Raw genomic sequence first — 14,244 nt, forward strand, 5'->3', positions numbered from 1 at the left:
CCTGTCATATCGCTAGGCTGCCGTAAATATTTCAGATCAAGCCCTGGTGGAGGGCCGGTCGGGAGCAAAGACGCGCCGTTGTGCGTTGAACGGGCATGCCCCTCTTCGCGCTGCTGCTGCTCGGGATGTTCGCCGAGATCGCGGTCATGGTCGCCGTCGGCAACGCCATCGGCGGGCTCTGGATGATCGCGTTGCTCCTGCTCGGCACCCTCGTCGGGCTGTCGCTGGTGCGCCGTCAGGGCGCGCAGACGATGGCCGCGTTCTCCGAGTCGGTGTTCAAGCGCCAGCAGCCGCACCAGGAGATGGCGGACGGCGTGCTGATCGCGGCCGCCGGCGCGTTGATCATGGTTCCCGGCTTCATCAGCGACGTCGCCGCGTTGTTCCTGCTCTTCCCGCCCACGCGCAAGCTCGTGAGCCGGCGGATCGCGCGCAAGGCGGAGGCGGCGTCGCTCAAGTTCGAGCACGAACGCCGCTTCGGCGCCGGTCAGGTCATCGAGGGCGAGGTGATCGACGTCGACACCGACCCGGTCGTCATCACGGAGCGGCGCGAGATCCGGTGATCCGCGCGTACCGGCCCGCCGACCTGGACGCGCTGTACGACATCTGCCTCGACACCGGCAACGGTGGCCTCGGCGCGCGTCACCTGTTCGACGATCCACGCCTGATGGGCCACGCCTACGTCGGCCCGTACGCGGCGTTCGAACCCGACCTGGTGGTCGTGGCGGAGGACGACGAGGGGATCTGCGGCTACGCGCTCGCGGCGTCGGACACGGAGGCCTTCGAGGACCGCTGCGACCGGGACTGGTGGCCTGACCTGCGCGTCCGCTACCCGCTGACCCCCAACGCGAACCGGATCGTGCAGCAGATCCACCACCCTGCCCGCGCCGATCTGCTGGTCGCGAGCGACTACCCGGCGCACATGCACGCGAACCTGCTGCCCCGCGCGCAGGGCAAGGGATTCGGTGGCGCGCTCGTCCGCAGCGTGCTCGAACGCCTGGAGAAGGGCGTTCATGTGCACGTGCGGCACCACAACACACACGCGGTCGGCTTCTGGGAGCACCTGGGCTTTCGCGTGATCGACTCCGCGGAGAAGCTCGTCCTGGGACTGAGGCTCTAGCCCAGGAGGTCCTTCACCAGCAGGTCGAAGTCGACGACCTCGCGCCCGGCCGGGACCGCCGCGTAGGTCGAGTCGAGGAACCGCTGCAGCTCGGCCGCGGACAGGTGGAACACCGCGTGCGAGTCCTCGGTCAGCAGCTCGAGCACGAGCACGTCGCCGTCGCCCGGCCGCAGCCGCACGTCCCCGAGCCCGGCCGGCGACAGCAGCCCGTCCGCGAGCAGCTCGCGGCCGACGAGCCAGGTCGACTCCTGGTCCCGAGCCTGAAAACGCAAGGTCACGGCGTGCGGATCGTCCGATCGGTACTGGAAGTCGACGTTCATCGGCTCCACCGAGCCGTCCGGCCGAATGAACTCAACGACGGTGGCTGTGCCGACCCGGGTCTCGTTGAACATCGCCGTTCCTCCTCCGCGGTGAGGGTGCTGCACTCAACACGGGCGCCGTCCGGAGTCGGTTCAAAGCTTCCTGAACTTCTTCATTGGGTACCTGAAGTCCCATGACGGTCTATGGCATCCATGCGTCACACGAGCAGATACACCCCGCAGACCTGCTGACCGCCGTGCGCAGGGCTGAGGAGGCAGGGTTCGGCGCGGCGATGAGCTCAGACCACTTCTCACCCTGGAGCGCACGTCAGGGGCAGTCCGGGTTCGCCTGGTCCTGGCTCGGCGCGGCCCTGCAGGCCACCGAACTGCCGTTCGGCGTGGTCACGGCTCCGGGGCAGCGCTACCACCCGGCGATCACCGCCCAGGCGATCGGCACGCTGGCCGCGATGAACCCCGGCCGGTTCTGGGCCGCGCTCGGCACCGGTGAGGCGAGCAACGAGCACATCACCGGTGACGGCTGGCCCCGCAAGGACGTGCGCACCGCGCGGCTGCGCGAGTGCGTCGACGTGATCCGCGCGCTGCTGTCCGGCGAGGAGGTCAGCCACGACGGCCTGGTCACGGTCGACCGCGCCCGGCTGTGGACGTTGCCCGACGAGGTGCCGCTGCTGATCGGTGCCGCCGTGAGCCCGCAGACGGCCCGCTGGTGCGCCGAGTGGGCCGACGGGCTGATCACGGTCAACGCTCCGCCGGAGCGGCTCCGCGAGCTCGCGGACGCCTACCGGGACGCGGGCGGCAAGGGCAAGCTCCACCTGCAGGTGCACCTGAGCTGGGCCGAGGACGACGACACGGCTCTCGCGATCGCGCACGACCAGTGGCGCACCAACATCTTCCGTCCGCCGGTGTGCTGGGACCTGGAACTGGCCGAGCACTTCGACGTGGTCGCCGAACGCGTCACGCCGGCCGAGGTGGCCGAGGTCGTGAACGTGTCCTCGGACCTGAAGTGGCACGCCGGGCGGCTGGACGAGTACGCGTCGCTGGGGTTCGAGGAGATCTACCTGCACCACGTGGGCCAGGACCTGATCCCGTTCGTCGACGCGTTCGGCGAGCACGTGTTGCCGGAGGTGACCGCGTGATCCGCACGTCCGACGTCTGGTGGAAGAACGCCGTTCTGTACTGCCTGGACGTGGAGACGTTCTCCAGTGAAGGCTTCCGCGGCGCTACCGAACGCATCGACCACCTCCACGCCTTGGGCGTCACGTGTGTGTGGTTGATGCCGTTCTACCCGACCGCCGAACGCGATGACGGCTACGACATCACCGACTTCTACTCCGTTGACCCACGCCTGGGCTCCCTGGGTGACTTCGTGGAGTTCGTGCGCGCCGCAAGAGACCGGGGCATGCGCGTGATCGCCGACCTCGTGGTCAACCACACCTCCGACCAGCACCCGTGGTTCCACGACCCGGAGAAGCGCGACTGGTACGTGTGGGCGGACGAGCCCCAGAGCGACGGACCGCAGGGGATCACGTTCCCCGACAAGGAGAACTCGCTTTGGGAGTACTCCGAGGAGGTGGGCAAGTACTACCTGCACCGCTTCTACAAGCACCAGCCCGACCTCAACGTGTCCAACCCGCAGGTGCGGGACGAGATCGCCCGCATCATGGGCTTCTGGATGGAACTGGGGCTGAGCGGGTTCCGCGTGGACGCGGTTCCGTTCCTGTTGGAGCACAACGACCCCGCGGACGCCGTTTCGCTGCCCGACCCGCACGACTACCTGACGGACCTGAGGGCGTTCCTCAACCGCCGCAACGGTGAGGGCGTGCTGCTGGGCGAGGTGAACCTGCCGTACAAGGACACGATGGCCTTCTACGGTCAGGGCGTCGGCGACGAGCTGACCATGTGCTTCGACTTCGTCGGGATGCAGGCGATGTACCTGTCGCTGGCGCGCCGATCGAGCGGGCCGCTGGTCAAGGCGCTGCAGGAACGCCCGGAGCCGCCGCGGGACGGGCACTGGGCGACGTTCGTGCGCAACCACGACGAGCTGACCCTGGACAAGCTGCCCACCGACGAACGCCAGGAGGTCTTCGACGCGTTCGGCCCGGAGAAGTCCATGCAGCTCTACGGACGAGGTCTGCGCCGGAGGCTGCCCGGAATGCTCGACGGCGACCAGCGCCGCATCCGGATGGTCTACAGCCTGCTCTTCACGCTGCCGGGCACGCCGGTGCTGTTCTACGGCGAGGAGATCGGGCTGGAGGAGGACCTGTCGCTGGAGGGCAGGATGGCGGTGCGCGTCCCGATGGACTGGGACGCCGCCGGCGAGCAGCGCCACGACCCGGAGTCGTTGCTGGTCTGGATGCGGCTCATGATCGCGCGGTACCGGGAGTGCCCGGAGCTCGCGTGGGGCACGTTCCAGGTGCTCGACACCGGAGAGCCGCGCGTGTTCGCTCACCGCGCCGACTGCGACGGCGGCTCCGTGATCGCCGTGCACAACCTCTCGGATCAGGAGATCACCGTGCGGGTCCCGGCCGAAGGCGTGCTCGCGGACCTGCTGACGGGCGGCCGGGTGAAGCCGGCGAAGATCGGCGCCAAGGTCGACCTCGCGCCGTACGACTGCCGGTGGTATCGCCTGATGCGTGAGTGATACTTGCGCAATCTTGACGCCTCACGTGAAGATATCTTCGAGACAGCGTCGTCGACCGAAGGATTTTCGCGTGAGCGCGTACGGACTGCACCGCGTCATCGAGCCCGCCGGTGTTCTGCCGCAGCAGGCCTGGCGGCTCGACGCGGAACCCGTGCCCGCTGCCGACGAGGTGATCGTCGCGGTCGAGCGGCTCAACCTGGACGCGGCCTCGTTCCGGCAGCTCAGGGAGCAGCACGGCAGCGGTGCGGCGGTCCGGCAGGCCGTGCTCGACATCGTCGGCGAGCGCGGCAAGATGCAGAACCCGGTCACCGGCTCGGGCGGCATGCTGCTCGGCACCGTGCTCGAGGTGGGGCCGGAGTCGCCGCTCGGGCTCAAGGCCGGCGACCGGATCGCGACGCTCGTCAGCCTCACGCTGACGCCGCTGCGCATCAACGACGGCCTGCAGGACTGGGACGGCGAGGACGAGCAGGTGCCGTGCCGGGGGACCGCGGTGCTGTTCGGGCGCTCGATCGCCGCCGTGCTCCCGGACGACATGCCGAACGAGCTCGCGCTGTCCGTGCTGGACGTGTGCGGTGCACCGGCGCTGACCGACCGTGTGGTGCGCAAGCATCCCGGTGGGTCGGTGCTGGTGCTCGGCGGTGGGGGCAAGTCGGGGTCACTCTCTCTCGCGGCCGCGCGTCAGGCCGGTGCGTCGCGCCTTGTCGCGTTGGTCCCCACGGAACGTGAGGCCGCGCAGGTGCTCCAGTCCGGCCTCGCGGACGAGGTCGTGATCGCGGACGCGCGCAACCCGGTGGCCGTGGCCGAGGCCGTGGGCAAGCAGGTCGACGTCACGGTCGTGTGCGTGGACGTGCCGGGGTGCGAACACGGCGCCATCCTCGCGACCGCGGACGGCGGCACCGTGATCTTCTTCTCGATGGCGACCTCGTTCAGCGCCGCCGCCCTGGGAGCGGAGGGCCTCGCGGCCGACGTCGAGATGCTCGTCGGCAACGGGTACGTGCCCGGTCACGCCCAGTTCGCTCTCGACCTGGTCCGGAGCCAGGCGGGTGTGCGGGCGTTGTTCGAGCAACGGCAGACTGCGTGACGTGAGTACGCAACTTTTGGTCGGCGGCCGCATCTACGCACCGGATGCGACGGCGATGGCCGTCACGGACGGTGTCGTCGTGTGGATCGGACAGGACTCGGTCGGGCACGCGCTGCACCCGGACGCCGAGGTCGTCGAGCTCGGCGGCGCCTTCGTCGCGCCCGCGTTCGTCGACGCGCACGTGCACGCCACGTCCGCAGGCCTGCTCCTGACCGGCCTCGACCTGACGAAGACGTCCTCTGTGGACGAACTGCTCGACCGGGTGCGCTCCGCCGAGGGCCCCCTGGTGTGGGGTCACGGGTGGGACGAGACGCGCTGGCCGGAGAACCGCCCGCCGACGCGCGCCGAGATCGACGACGCGGCCCAGGGCAAGACGGTGTACCTGTCGCGCATCGACGTGCACTCGGCTCTGGTCTCCTCGGACCTGATCAGCGACGAGGCCCGCGCGGCCGACGGCTTCTCCGCCGACGGTCCTCTCTCGCGTGCCGCACACCACCACGTGCGCGGCACGGCGAAAGCCGCCATCACGCCCGAGCAACGCCGAGCCGCACAACTCGCGTTCCTGAACCACGCCGCTTCTCGCGGCATCGCGTCCGTGCACGAGTGCGCCGGCCCGGACATCTCCGGCGAGGACGACCTGCGCGAGCTCCTCGCGCTCACCGAAGGCCCCGAGGTGGTGGCCTACTGGGGCGCGCACGACCTGCCGGGCGTCCCGGTGCGCGGACTCGCCGGCGACCACTTCGTCGACGGCGCCCTCGGCTCCCGCACGGCCGCGCTGACCGAGCCCTACGCCGACGCCGACACGTCCGGAGCGCTCTACCTCGACGGCCGTCAGATCGCCGACCACCTGGTCAAGTGCACCGAGCTGGGACTGCAGGCGGGGTTCCACGTCATCGGCGACGCCGCGATGGCCGCCGTGATCGAGGGCTTCTCCCTCGCGGAGAAGGCTCTCGGCACCCCCGAGCTCGCCTCGGCCCGCCACCGCCTCGAACACGTCGAGATGGTGTCGGAGGAGCAGGCGGAGAAACTGGCCGGGTGGGGCGTCGTCGCCTCCGTCCAGCCGCTGTTCGACGCCGAGTGGGGCGGCCCGGCCGGCATGTACGCGCAGCGGCTCGGTGCTGAGCGCGGTGTGGGGCTGAACCCCTTTTCGCGGCTCGCCGCCGCGGGCGTGGTGCTCGCGTTCGGTTCGGACACCCCGGTGACCGCCATCGACCCGTGGGCCGCCGTGCGCGCGGCGGTGCACCACAAGACCGACGGTCACGGCGTCTCGCCGCGTGCCGCTTTCACCGCGCACACGCGTGGTGGCTGGCGCGCGGCGGGCGTGAACGACGGCCTGACCGGCACCCTGCAGCCCGGCGCGCCCGCGACTTACGCGGTGTGGGAGACCGGTGACCTGGTCGTCGCGGGCAGCGACGCGCGGGTGCAGCGCTGGTCGACCGACCCGCGTTCGGGCGTGCCCGGACTGCCCGACCTCACCGGCCCGGCGCCGGTCTGCCTGCGAACCGTCCTGAACGGCCGGACGATTTACGAGAGGAAGTGACTCATGGCGTTGCTCGACCTCGACCCCTCGGTGGTCGCCACCGCGCGCGCACTCGCGGCGCGGGCGGCCGAACCGGTGGTGTCCCTCGCGAAGGCGCACACCACCGTCGCCGTCGAGCGCGCCACACTCCGCCTGGCGGGCATCACCGGCGCGGACTCCACGCACCGCGCCGGTGACGTCCCGTGGGTCAACCGCGTGATCGACACGGTCCGCGAGCAGTGCGGGCTGGAGCACGGTGTGGTGCTGCCGGCGTTCCACGCGCTGCGCGAGCACGACCTCGGCAGTCTCACCGAACTGGCCGAGGCCACCGCGGCGGGCCAGATCCAGTTCAGGATGCCCGCGGGCAAGGACCTGACGGCGGCGCGCAAGGCCTCGACGTCCGCCGTCGCCAAGGGCCTCAAGTCGGTCGACCGCAACCGCGCCCAGCGCGACAAGCTGGTCGCCAAGCTCGGCGACCCCGCGCAACGCCCGTGGATCTACCTGATCGTCGCGACCGGCGACATCGACGAGGACGTGGTCCAGGCACAGAACGCGGCCCGCGCGGGTGCCGACATCATCGCGGTGATCCGCTCGACCGGGCAGTCCCTGCTCGACTACGTCCCCGAAGGCGCCACGCACCACGGGTTCGCGGGCACCTACGCCACGCAGGAGAACTTCCGGATCATGCGCGCGGCGCTCGACGACGTGTCGAAGGAGGTCGGCCGGTACGTGCGGCTGACCAACTACGCGTCCGGCCTGTGCATGCCCGAGATCGCCGTGCTGGCAGGGCTCCAGCGCCTGGACATGATGCTGAACGACTCGATGTACGGCATCCTGTTCCGCGACATCAACCCGATCCGCACGTTCGTCGACCAGCGGTTCTCCCGTCAGGTGCACGCGCGCGCCGGCATCATCATCAACACCGGCGAGGACAACTACCTCACCACCGCGGACGCCGTCGACGCCGCGCACACCGTCACCGTCTCCCAGCTCCTCAACGAGCACTTCGCCCACGAGGCGGGACTGCCCGACCACCTGCTGGGCCTCGGTCACGCCTTCGAGATCAACCCGAAGGTGCCCGACTCGTTCCGGCTCGAGCTCGCGCACGCGTTGCTGGCCCGCGAGCTCTTCCCGGACGCGCCGCTGAAGTGGATGCCGCCGACCAAGCACATGACCGGCGACGTCTTCGACGGCTACCTGCTGGACGGGTTCTTCAACCTCGCGGGTGTCCTCACAGGACAGTCCATCCTGCTCGTCGGCATGATGACCGAGGCCGTCGTGACGCCGTTCCTGTCGGACCGCGACCTGGCCCTGAAGAACGTCCGGTACGTGCTGAACGCGGCGGGCAGCCTCGCCGAGGACTTCCGCCCCGCGCCGGACGGTCTCATCGTCAAGCGCGCGCACCAGGTGCTCGGCGAGGCCGTCGACCTGCTGGAGCGCATCGTCGACGACGGTCTGCTCAACGCCATCGCGGACGGCACGTTCGGCCTCATGAAGCGCCCGGCGGACAAGGGCAAGGGCGCGGACGGCGTCGTCGAGAAGGCGCCCGGCTACTTCAACCCCGCGAGCGAGATGCTGGAGGCCCAGGGTGTCTGACGCGAAGAGGTACGTGCGGCCCTACGGCGACACCACGGGCGACGGCATGATCCAGACGTCGTTCACGCTGCCGATCCCCTTCGGCCCCAAGGCGGACGGCGCGGCGCTGCAGCTCGCGAACAAGATGGGCATGGACCCCGCGATGGTGGTCCACTCGAACCCGATCGGTGACGACTTCACGTTCTTCGTCGTCTACGGGTCGGTGAAGCACCTCGTGGACCTCGACGAGGTCAAGGTCGTCGAGCGCGAGTACCCGCTGCTGACGCCGGCCGAGGTGAACTCGGTGCTCAAGAAGGTGTTGCGGCGCAAGCTGGTCGTGGTCGGCGGGTGCATCGGCACGGACGCGCACACGGTCGGCATCGACGCGATCCTCAACATCAAGGGCTTCGCGGGCGAGAAGGGCCTGGAGTACTACCGGGAGCTGAAGGTCGTGAACCTCGGCGCCCAGGTCTCGGTACCGGAACTGGTCCGTTCCGCGCGCGCCGAGAAGGCCGACGCGGTGCTGATCTCCCAGGTCGTGACCCAGCGCGACGCGCACATCCTGAACACGCAGGAGATGTCGGCGGCGTTCCGCGAGGCGATGGGGGACCGCCGGCCGCTGCTGGTGGCGGGCGGTCCGCGGTTCGACCCGTTGATGGCGGGCGAACTGGGGGTCGATCGAGTGTTCTCCCGGGGTACCACTCCGGGTGAGGTCGCGAGCTACCTGGTGCACGCGATGCAGGCGAAGAAGGGGGTTGCCGCGTGAGCGGGGCTTTGGTCGAAGGTTTCTCGGTGACGCACCGCCGTTACGTCCCGCACTCCCACGCGCACTACGGAGGCAGTCTGGTCGACGGGGCCTACGGGCTCGGCATGTTCGGCGACGTCGCAACCGAGCTGCTCATCCACACGGACTCCGACGAGGGGCTGTTCGCGGGGTACAGCTCCGTGGAGTTCGTGGCGCCGATCCAGGCCGGTGACGTCATCGAGGCGTCCGCGACGCTGGTGCGCATCGGGAAGCGGTCGCGTGAGATCGAGTTCGAGGCGCGCGTGGTGTGCCGTTCGGCGCCCGAACGCGGTCCGTCGGCGGCCGACCTGCTCGCTGAGCCGATCGTCGTAACGCGGGCCCGCGGCACGGTCGTCGCCCCGAAAGCCGCCGAATAGCCCGGAGAACCGATCCGGCGACCAGGCCTGGCGCAGCCTCTGCGTGCGGATCGGAACGGATCAGACCAATTCGCGCTGAATCGACCGCAACCTTCCCCGCTTTCTTCCGTTGGTCAATACAGAAGTAGCTACATGCGGGGAGGATGCGGCGTGGTGAAGATCGACCACCAGGGGGAGACACCTCCCTACGAGCAGGTGCGCGTGCACTACGCGCACGCGATCTCGAACCGAGAACTGCCGGTGGGCGCGAAACTGCCCACGGTGCGTGCTCTGGCGAAGGACCTGGGCCTGGCGGTGAACACGGTCGCCCGCGCCTACCGCGAGCTGGAAGAAGCCGGCCTCGTGGAGACCAGGGGCCGCGCCGGCACCGTGGTCAGCGCCAACGGCGACAGCAACCGCGAGCGCGTCCGCGCGGCGGCGGCCCAGTACGCGGCGATGTCCGCGGAGCTGGGCCTGTCGTCGCAGGAGGCGATGGAGATCGTTCGCGCGGCCCTGCGGACGTAGTCGCTCTCCTGGGTGTGTCGCGGTTCGTGAACCGCTGCCCGATCGTCGCGCGGAGGTAGTCGAAGCCGGCTCCTCCGCGCAGGCCGGCGCATCGCACTCGTGCCACGTCCGGTCCTGCTGGACCTCGGGCTGCTCCATGCAGGTGATCAGTACTCCTTCGGGGCTCGCGCCGGGTCGGCCGCACCGACTCACCGTTGTGCATTTGCCCTGGTAGTCACCCGTTCGCGACCCTCCCCACGCGCCTCGGCGCAGCTAGGCTGCCCCGTGGATCCTGAATAACTGATTCGTCAGTCAAACTAGGAGAGCGCGATGGGGCGGACCGTCCGCGACGGGCTGCGGCTCACGGCCGAACAGTGCCAGTTCGTCGAACTGGCCAGGGAGTTCGCCGCCAGGGAGATCCGGCCGCGGGGGCGCGCCGTCGACGAGGCGGACACCGAGTCTCCGCTCGACGTGTGGGAGAAGGCGTCCGAGCTCGGGCTGACCTCGTTCATGCTCCCCGAGAAGGTCGGCGGCGGCGGTGTCACCGACCTGCTGACCCAGGTGCTGGTCCAGCAGGAGCTGTGCCACGGCGACATCGGCATCGGCAACCTGGTCACCTCCAACGGCTTCTTCAGCGCGCCGGTCGAGCACCTCGGCACGCCCGAGCAGCAGGACCGGTTCCTCAGCCCGCTGGGGGCAGCGTGCCCGCCGCTCACCGCCGTCGCCGTGACCGAGCCCGGCAGCGGGTCGGACGCGGCGGGCATCCAGACGTCCGCGCGGCGCGAGGGTGACGAGTACGTCCTCAACGGACAGAAGACCTGGATCTCCAACGCTCCGTACGCCGAGCTGTTCGTGATCTTCGCGACGGTGGACCCGTCGCTGCGGTCCCGCGGTGTCACGGCGTTCGTCGTGCCGCGGTCCGCGGCGGGGCTGACGGTCGGGCCTCCGTTGCGGAAGATGGGGCAGCGCGCGATCGTCAACGCCGAGGTGTTCCTGGACGACGTGCGCGTGCCCGTGGAGGACCGGCTCGGCGACGAGGGGCAGGGGTTCGCCGGGCTGATGCGGACGTTCGACGCGTCGCGCATCCTCATCGGTGCCGCCACGACGGGGCTCGCCCGTGCCGCGCTGGACTTCGCCACCGCCTACGCGGCGGAGCGCGTGCAGTTCGGGGTGCCGATCATCCGGCACCAGGCGGTGGCGTTCCGGCTCGCGGACATGGCCACGCGCGTCGACACCTCGCACCTGCTGACCGTGCGCGCGGCGACGTTGTACGACGCGGGACACGCGGTGGCGCAGGAGTCGGCGATGGCCAAGCTCGTCGGCTCGGAGAACGCCATGTGGTGCACCCACGCGGCCGTGCAGACGCTGGGGGGCAACGGGTACTCCCGCGACTACCCCGTCGAGCGCTGGATGCGCGACGCGAAGCTCGAGGAGATCGAAGAGGGCACCTCGGACATCCAGCGCCTGATCATCTCCCGCGGCCTCGGTGCGAGATGATCTTCTCCGATCCCGCGTCCGTCGCCGTCGTCGGCGCCAGCGACGACCCCGCCAAGTGGGGCCACTGGCTCGCGCGCGGCGCCCTCGTCGGTCATGACCGTCGCGCCGTGCACCTGGTGAACCGCGGCGGTGGCGCCGTTCTGGGGCAGCCCACCGTGCGCTCGCTCTCCGAACTCGCCGAGGCGCCCGAGCTGGTCGTGCTCGCCGTGCCCGCGGCGCACGTCCCCGCCGTGGTGGACGAGGCGCTGGCGGCCGGCGTGCGCGGCTTCGTCGGCATCACCTCGGGGATCGACGACCGCGTCATCCGCCGGATCCGGGACGCGGGCGCACGGCTGCTCGGGCCGAACTGCCTGGGCGTGTTCGACGCGGCGACGTCGCTGCACCTCGCCTGGGGCCGGTTCCAGGCGGGGTCGCTGGGCGTCGTGTCGCAGAGCGGGCAGGTCGGGCTGGAGATCGCCGGGCTCGCGGCGGCGTCGGGCACGGGCGTCTCGCGGTTCGTCTCGGTGGGCAACCAGGCGGACGTGACGGCGGCGGAAGCGTTGCAGGACCTCGTGTCCCACGACCTGACCACGGTGGTGGGGGTCTACCTGGAGAGCTTCGGCCCCGGGATCGTGGCGGCCATGTCGGACCTGCGCGCGGCGGGCAAACCCGTGGTGCTGCTGACCGTCGGGTCCTCGGTCGCGGCCCGCGAGGCCGCCCGCACGCACACCGGTGCCCTGACGTCGTCGTCGGACGTGGTGGACGCGGCCTGCCGCCGGGCGGGCGCGGTCCGCGTGACGACACCCGCGGCTCTGGTGGACCTGGCGGCGGTGCTGACGTCCGGGGCGCCTCGCGGAGGCCGGGTGGGGATCGTCTCCGACTCGGGCGGGCAGGGCGCGATCGCGGCGGACCTCGCGGTGGCGGCCGGCCTGACGTTGCCCGTGCTGTCCGTTGTGGACGGTTTGCCGGAGGGTGCGTCGAAGCGGAACCCGATCGACCTCGCCGGAGCGGGGGAGCAGGACCTGGCGAACTACGCCAGGGCGATCGAGGTGCTGGCACGCGGCGGCGAGGTCGACGCGGTCGTGCTGTCGGGCTACTTCGGCAGCTACGGCCCGGACGCGCCGTCGCTGGAGCCGGCGGAAGTGGCGGTGGCCTCCCGGATCTGTTCCCTGACAAGGGAAACCGGCGTCACGGTCGTCGTGCACAGCATGCGCGAGGACTCCGCCGCGGTCCGCGTGCTGCGGACGGGTGGCGTCCCCGTGCAGCACACCGTCGAACGTGCCGTCGCCGCGCTGGGCCACGCGACCCGGCTGGGCAGGACCTCGCTGGAGGTCGTGCCGCGCGCCGCGCCCACCACGCCGTTCCGACCCGGATACCTCGCCGCCCGCGAACTGCTGGACTTCGTGCGGTTCCCCAGAGCCCACGCCGTCACGACCGCCGCCGAGGTCACCGCGACGCCCTTGCGGGGCCCGTTCGCGCTCAAGGCCGACTGGCTGCCCCACAAGAGCGAGCACGGGGGAGTGCGGATCGGCCTCACCGACCCCGAGTCGGCGTTCGAGGAGATGCGGGCAAAACTCGGCCCCGGCACGTACGTCCTGGAGGAGATGGACACCCGCGAGCACACCGTCGAACTGATCATCGGCGCGAAGCGCGACCACTCGTTCGGCCCGGTCGTCCTCGTCGGCGCGGGCGGCGTCCACGCGGAGCTGTTCGGCGACACCGCGATCGAGCTCGCCCCGGTCACTCCCGCCACGGCGCGGGACATGCTGGCCCGCCTGGTCTCCGCCCCGCTGCTGTCGGGCTGGCGCGGTTCCCCCGCATCCGACGTGGCGGCGCTGGCCGAGGTGATCGCCCAGGTCTCCGAGACGCTCGCGGCCAGACCGGACCTCGCCGAGATCGAGCTGAACCCCGTGCGCGTGGGCCCCGACGGCGTGGTGGCCGTCGACGCACTGGTCGTCCCTTCGGAGGAAGCGGTGGACGGCACGGGCGGACAGCGCGTGGCATGACGGCCCGGCTGCTCCGATTGCGGGATTGCGGGCCCCGATAGGTTCTCCTGCAGTGACGTGAGGAGGCCTCGATGCTGGTCGTGGTGGCACTGCTGGCGTTCCTCATGCCGCCGCCCGGCCCGGTGACGATCGACGTCGTCAGCGTCGGCGGCTCGGGATGCCCGGCGGGCACGGCGAACGTCGCCATGTCGCTCGACAACGAGGCGTTCACGGTCACCTACAGCGACTTCCTGGTGCAGGGCAACGGGAGCGAGGCCAAGCGGAGCTGCACGATCGCCCTGCGCATCAACCACGCGGCCGGGTACACGTTCGGCATCGCGGCCACCGACTACCGCGGGTTCGCGCACCTGACCGACAAGGCGCGCGGTGTGGTGCGCAACGACTACTGGTTCCCGGGGTTCCCCACGCGGCACAGCAGTCGCACGTACCAGGCGCCGATGAGTGACAACTGGCAGGTGACCGACACGCCCAGTGGGGTGGCGCACGGGCCGTGCAAGGACCGCAAGCCGCTGACCGTGGAGACCGAGCTGAAGGTCACCGGCAAGGGGCCGGGCAGCTTCATGACCATGGACTCGACCGACTCGAGCGTGAGCACGACGTTCCGGCTCTCGTGGAAGAAGTGCGCGGAATAACGAGCGCGCCGTCGACGTTCTCTGCTACAGTCCGTTCGTACCCGGCAGTGCGCAGGTGAGCGCACATAAGTTCCGACCAGCTGCTGGACGATCACAACGCCGCAGCCGACACCCCCGGCTTCTCACGCCGGCGGACCCACATCAGATGCAGTCGGATCAACGGCATCTGCAGCGCTCTCCTCCCGTCGCACACCTCGTGCGCGGAGTCGACGAAGCGCGCTTCGAACAACCCTCCT

Annotated in this window: 14 protein-coding genes; 13 read left to right on the forward strand and 1 reads right to left on the reverse strand. The window is 70.4% G+C overall.

The window, feature by feature from the left end; translation table 11 throughout:
* The first annotated feature begins 95 nt into the window (after positions 1-95).
* A complete protein-coding gene (locus ORI60_RS06460; RefSeq protein ID WP_266035350.1) occupies positions 96-560 on the forward strand; it encodes an FxsA family protein in 465 nt (154 codons plus the stop codon).
* A complete protein-coding gene (locus ORI60_RS06465) occupies positions 557-1,117 on the forward strand; it encodes a GNAT family N-acetyltransferase (RefSeq protein WP_266035352.1) in 561 nt (186 codons plus the stop codon). Before ORI60_RS06460 ends, ORI60_RS06465 begins: the two co-directional genes overlap by 4 nt.
* Here the strand turns inward: ORI60_RS06465 and ORI60_RS06470 are convergent.
* Positions 1,114-1,509 (reverse strand): SsgA family sporulation/cell division regulator, encoded by a 396-nt coding sequence (locus ORI60_RS06470; RefSeq protein ID WP_266035354.1) that lies wholly within the window; start codon positions 1,507-1,509, stop codon positions 1,114-1,116. The two genes, ORI60_RS06465 and ORI60_RS06470, sit on opposite strands and share 4 nt — an antisense overlap.
* Positions 1,510-1,610: 101 nt before the next feature.
* Between ORI60_RS06470 and ORI60_RS06475 the strand changes: the two genes are divergently transcribed.
* The 11 genes from ORI60_RS06475 to ORI60_RS06525 all read left to right on the forward strand — a co-directional run bounded on the left by ORI60_RS06475 (position 1,611) and on the right by ORI60_RS06525 (position 14,008).
* Positions 1,611-2,570 (forward strand): TIGR03885 family FMN-dependent LLM class oxidoreductase, encoded by a 960-nt coding sequence (locus tag ORI60_RS06475; RefSeq protein WP_266035356.1) that lies wholly within the window; start codon positions 1,611-1,613, stop codon positions 2,568-2,570.
* Positions 2,567-4,075, forward strand: a complete 1,509-nt coding sequence (locus tag ORI60_RS06480) for an alpha-amylase family protein (protein ID WP_266035358.1) — start codon at positions 2,567-2,569, stop codon at positions 4,073-4,075. The genes ORI60_RS06475 and ORI60_RS06480 overlap by 4 nt, the downstream gene beginning before the upstream one ends.
* Positions 4,076-4,145: 70 nt before the next feature.
* Entirely contained in the window at positions 4,146-5,156 is a 1,011-nt protein-coding gene (locus tag ORI60_RS06485; protein ID WP_266035359.1) for an L-erythro-3,5-diaminohexanoate dehydrogenase, read from the forward strand.
* Positions 5,149-6,696 carry an amidohydrolase gene (locus tag ORI60_RS06490; RefSeq protein ID WP_266035461.1) on the forward strand — a complete coding sequence of 516 codons (1,548 nt, stop codon included), beginning with the start codon at positions 5,149-5,151 and terminating at the stop codon, positions 6,694-6,696. The genes ORI60_RS06485 and ORI60_RS06490 overlap by 8 nt, the downstream gene beginning before the upstream one ends.
* 3 nt (positions 6,697-6,699) lie before the next feature.
* Positions 6,700-8,271, forward strand: a complete 1,572-nt coding sequence (locus ORI60_RS06495; RefSeq protein WP_266035361.1) for a lysine 5,6-aminomutase subunit alpha — start codon at positions 6,700-6,702, stop codon at positions 8,269-8,271.
* The gene (locus tag ORI60_RS06500; RefSeq protein WP_266035363.1) at positions 8,264-9,016 is read left to right on the forward strand and encodes an OAM dimerization domain-containing protein; all 753 of its coding nucleotides are present in this window, start codon (positions 8,264-8,266) and stop codon (positions 9,014-9,016) included. Before ORI60_RS06495 ends, ORI60_RS06500 begins: the two co-directional genes overlap by 8 nt.
* Before the next feature lie 26 nt (positions 9,017-9,042).
* A complete protein-coding gene (locus tag ORI60_RS06505; protein WP_416234365.1) occupies positions 9,043-9,411 on the forward strand; it encodes a hotdog domain-containing protein in 369 nt (122 codons plus the stop codon).
* Between the two features lie 150 nt (positions 9,412-9,561).
* Positions 9,562-9,915 carry a GntR family transcriptional regulator gene (locus ORI60_RS06510; protein ID WP_266035365.1) on the forward strand — a complete coding sequence of 118 codons (354 nt, stop codon included), beginning with the start codon at positions 9,562-9,564 and terminating at the stop codon, positions 9,913-9,915.
* 309 nt (positions 9,916-10,224) lie between these two features.
* Positions 10,225-11,391 (forward strand): acyl-CoA dehydrogenase family protein, encoded by a 1,167-nt coding sequence (locus ORI60_RS06515; protein ID WP_266035366.1) that lies wholly within the window; start codon positions 10,225-10,227, stop codon positions 11,389-11,391.
* Positions 11,388-13,376 (forward strand): acetate--CoA ligase family protein, encoded by a 1,989-nt coding sequence (locus tag ORI60_RS06520; protein ID WP_266035367.1) that lies wholly within the window; start codon positions 11,388-11,390, stop codon positions 13,374-13,376. The genes ORI60_RS06515 and ORI60_RS06520 overlap by 4 nt, the downstream gene beginning before the upstream one ends.
* Positions 13,377-13,447: 71 nt before the next feature.
* Positions 13,448-14,008: a DUF4360 domain-containing protein gene (locus ORI60_RS06525; RefSeq protein ID WP_266035369.1), complete on the forward strand. Its 561-nt coding sequence runs from the start codon at positions 13,448-13,450 to the stop codon at positions 14,006-14,008.
* The last annotated feature ends 236 nt before the right edge of the window (positions 14,009-14,244 follow it).

Source organism: Lentzea sp. NEAU-D7 (assembly GCF_026242055.1).
In the GTDB taxonomy this organism is placed as follows: Bacteria; Actinomycetota; Actinomycetes; order Mycobacteriales; family Pseudonocardiaceae; genus Lentzea.

Excerpts from the sequence above, each read along its gene's own strand:
- ORI60_RS06460 (WP_266035350.1), top strand. The coding sequence starts at position 96 with ATGCCCCTCTTCGCGCTGCTGCTGCTCGGGATGTTCGCCGAGATCGCG.
- ORI60_RS06470 (WP_266035354.1), bottom strand. The coding sequence starts at position 1,509 with ATGTTCAACGAGACCCGGGTCGGCACAGCCACCGTCGTTGAGTTCATT.
- ORI60_RS06475 (WP_266035356.1), top strand. The coding sequence starts at position 1,611 with ATGACGGTCTATGGCATCCATGCGTCACACGAGCAGATACACCCCGCA.
- ORI60_RS06495 (WP_266035361.1), top strand. The coding sequence starts at position 6,700 with ATGGCGTTGCTCGACCTCGACCCCTCGGTGGTCGCCACCGCGCGCGCA.
- ORI60_RS06515 (WP_266035366.1), top strand. The coding sequence starts at position 10,225 with ATGGGGCGGACCGTCCGCGACGGGCTGCGGCTCACGGCCGAACAGTGC.
- ORI60_RS06520 (WP_266035367.1), top strand. The coding sequence starts at position 11,388 with ATGATCTTCTCCGATCCCGCGTCCGTCGCCGTCGTCGGCGCCAGCGAC.
- ORI60_RS06525 (WP_266035369.1), top strand. The coding sequence starts at position 13,448 with ATGCTGGTCGTGGTGGCACTGCTGGCGTTCCTCATGCCGCCGCCCGGC.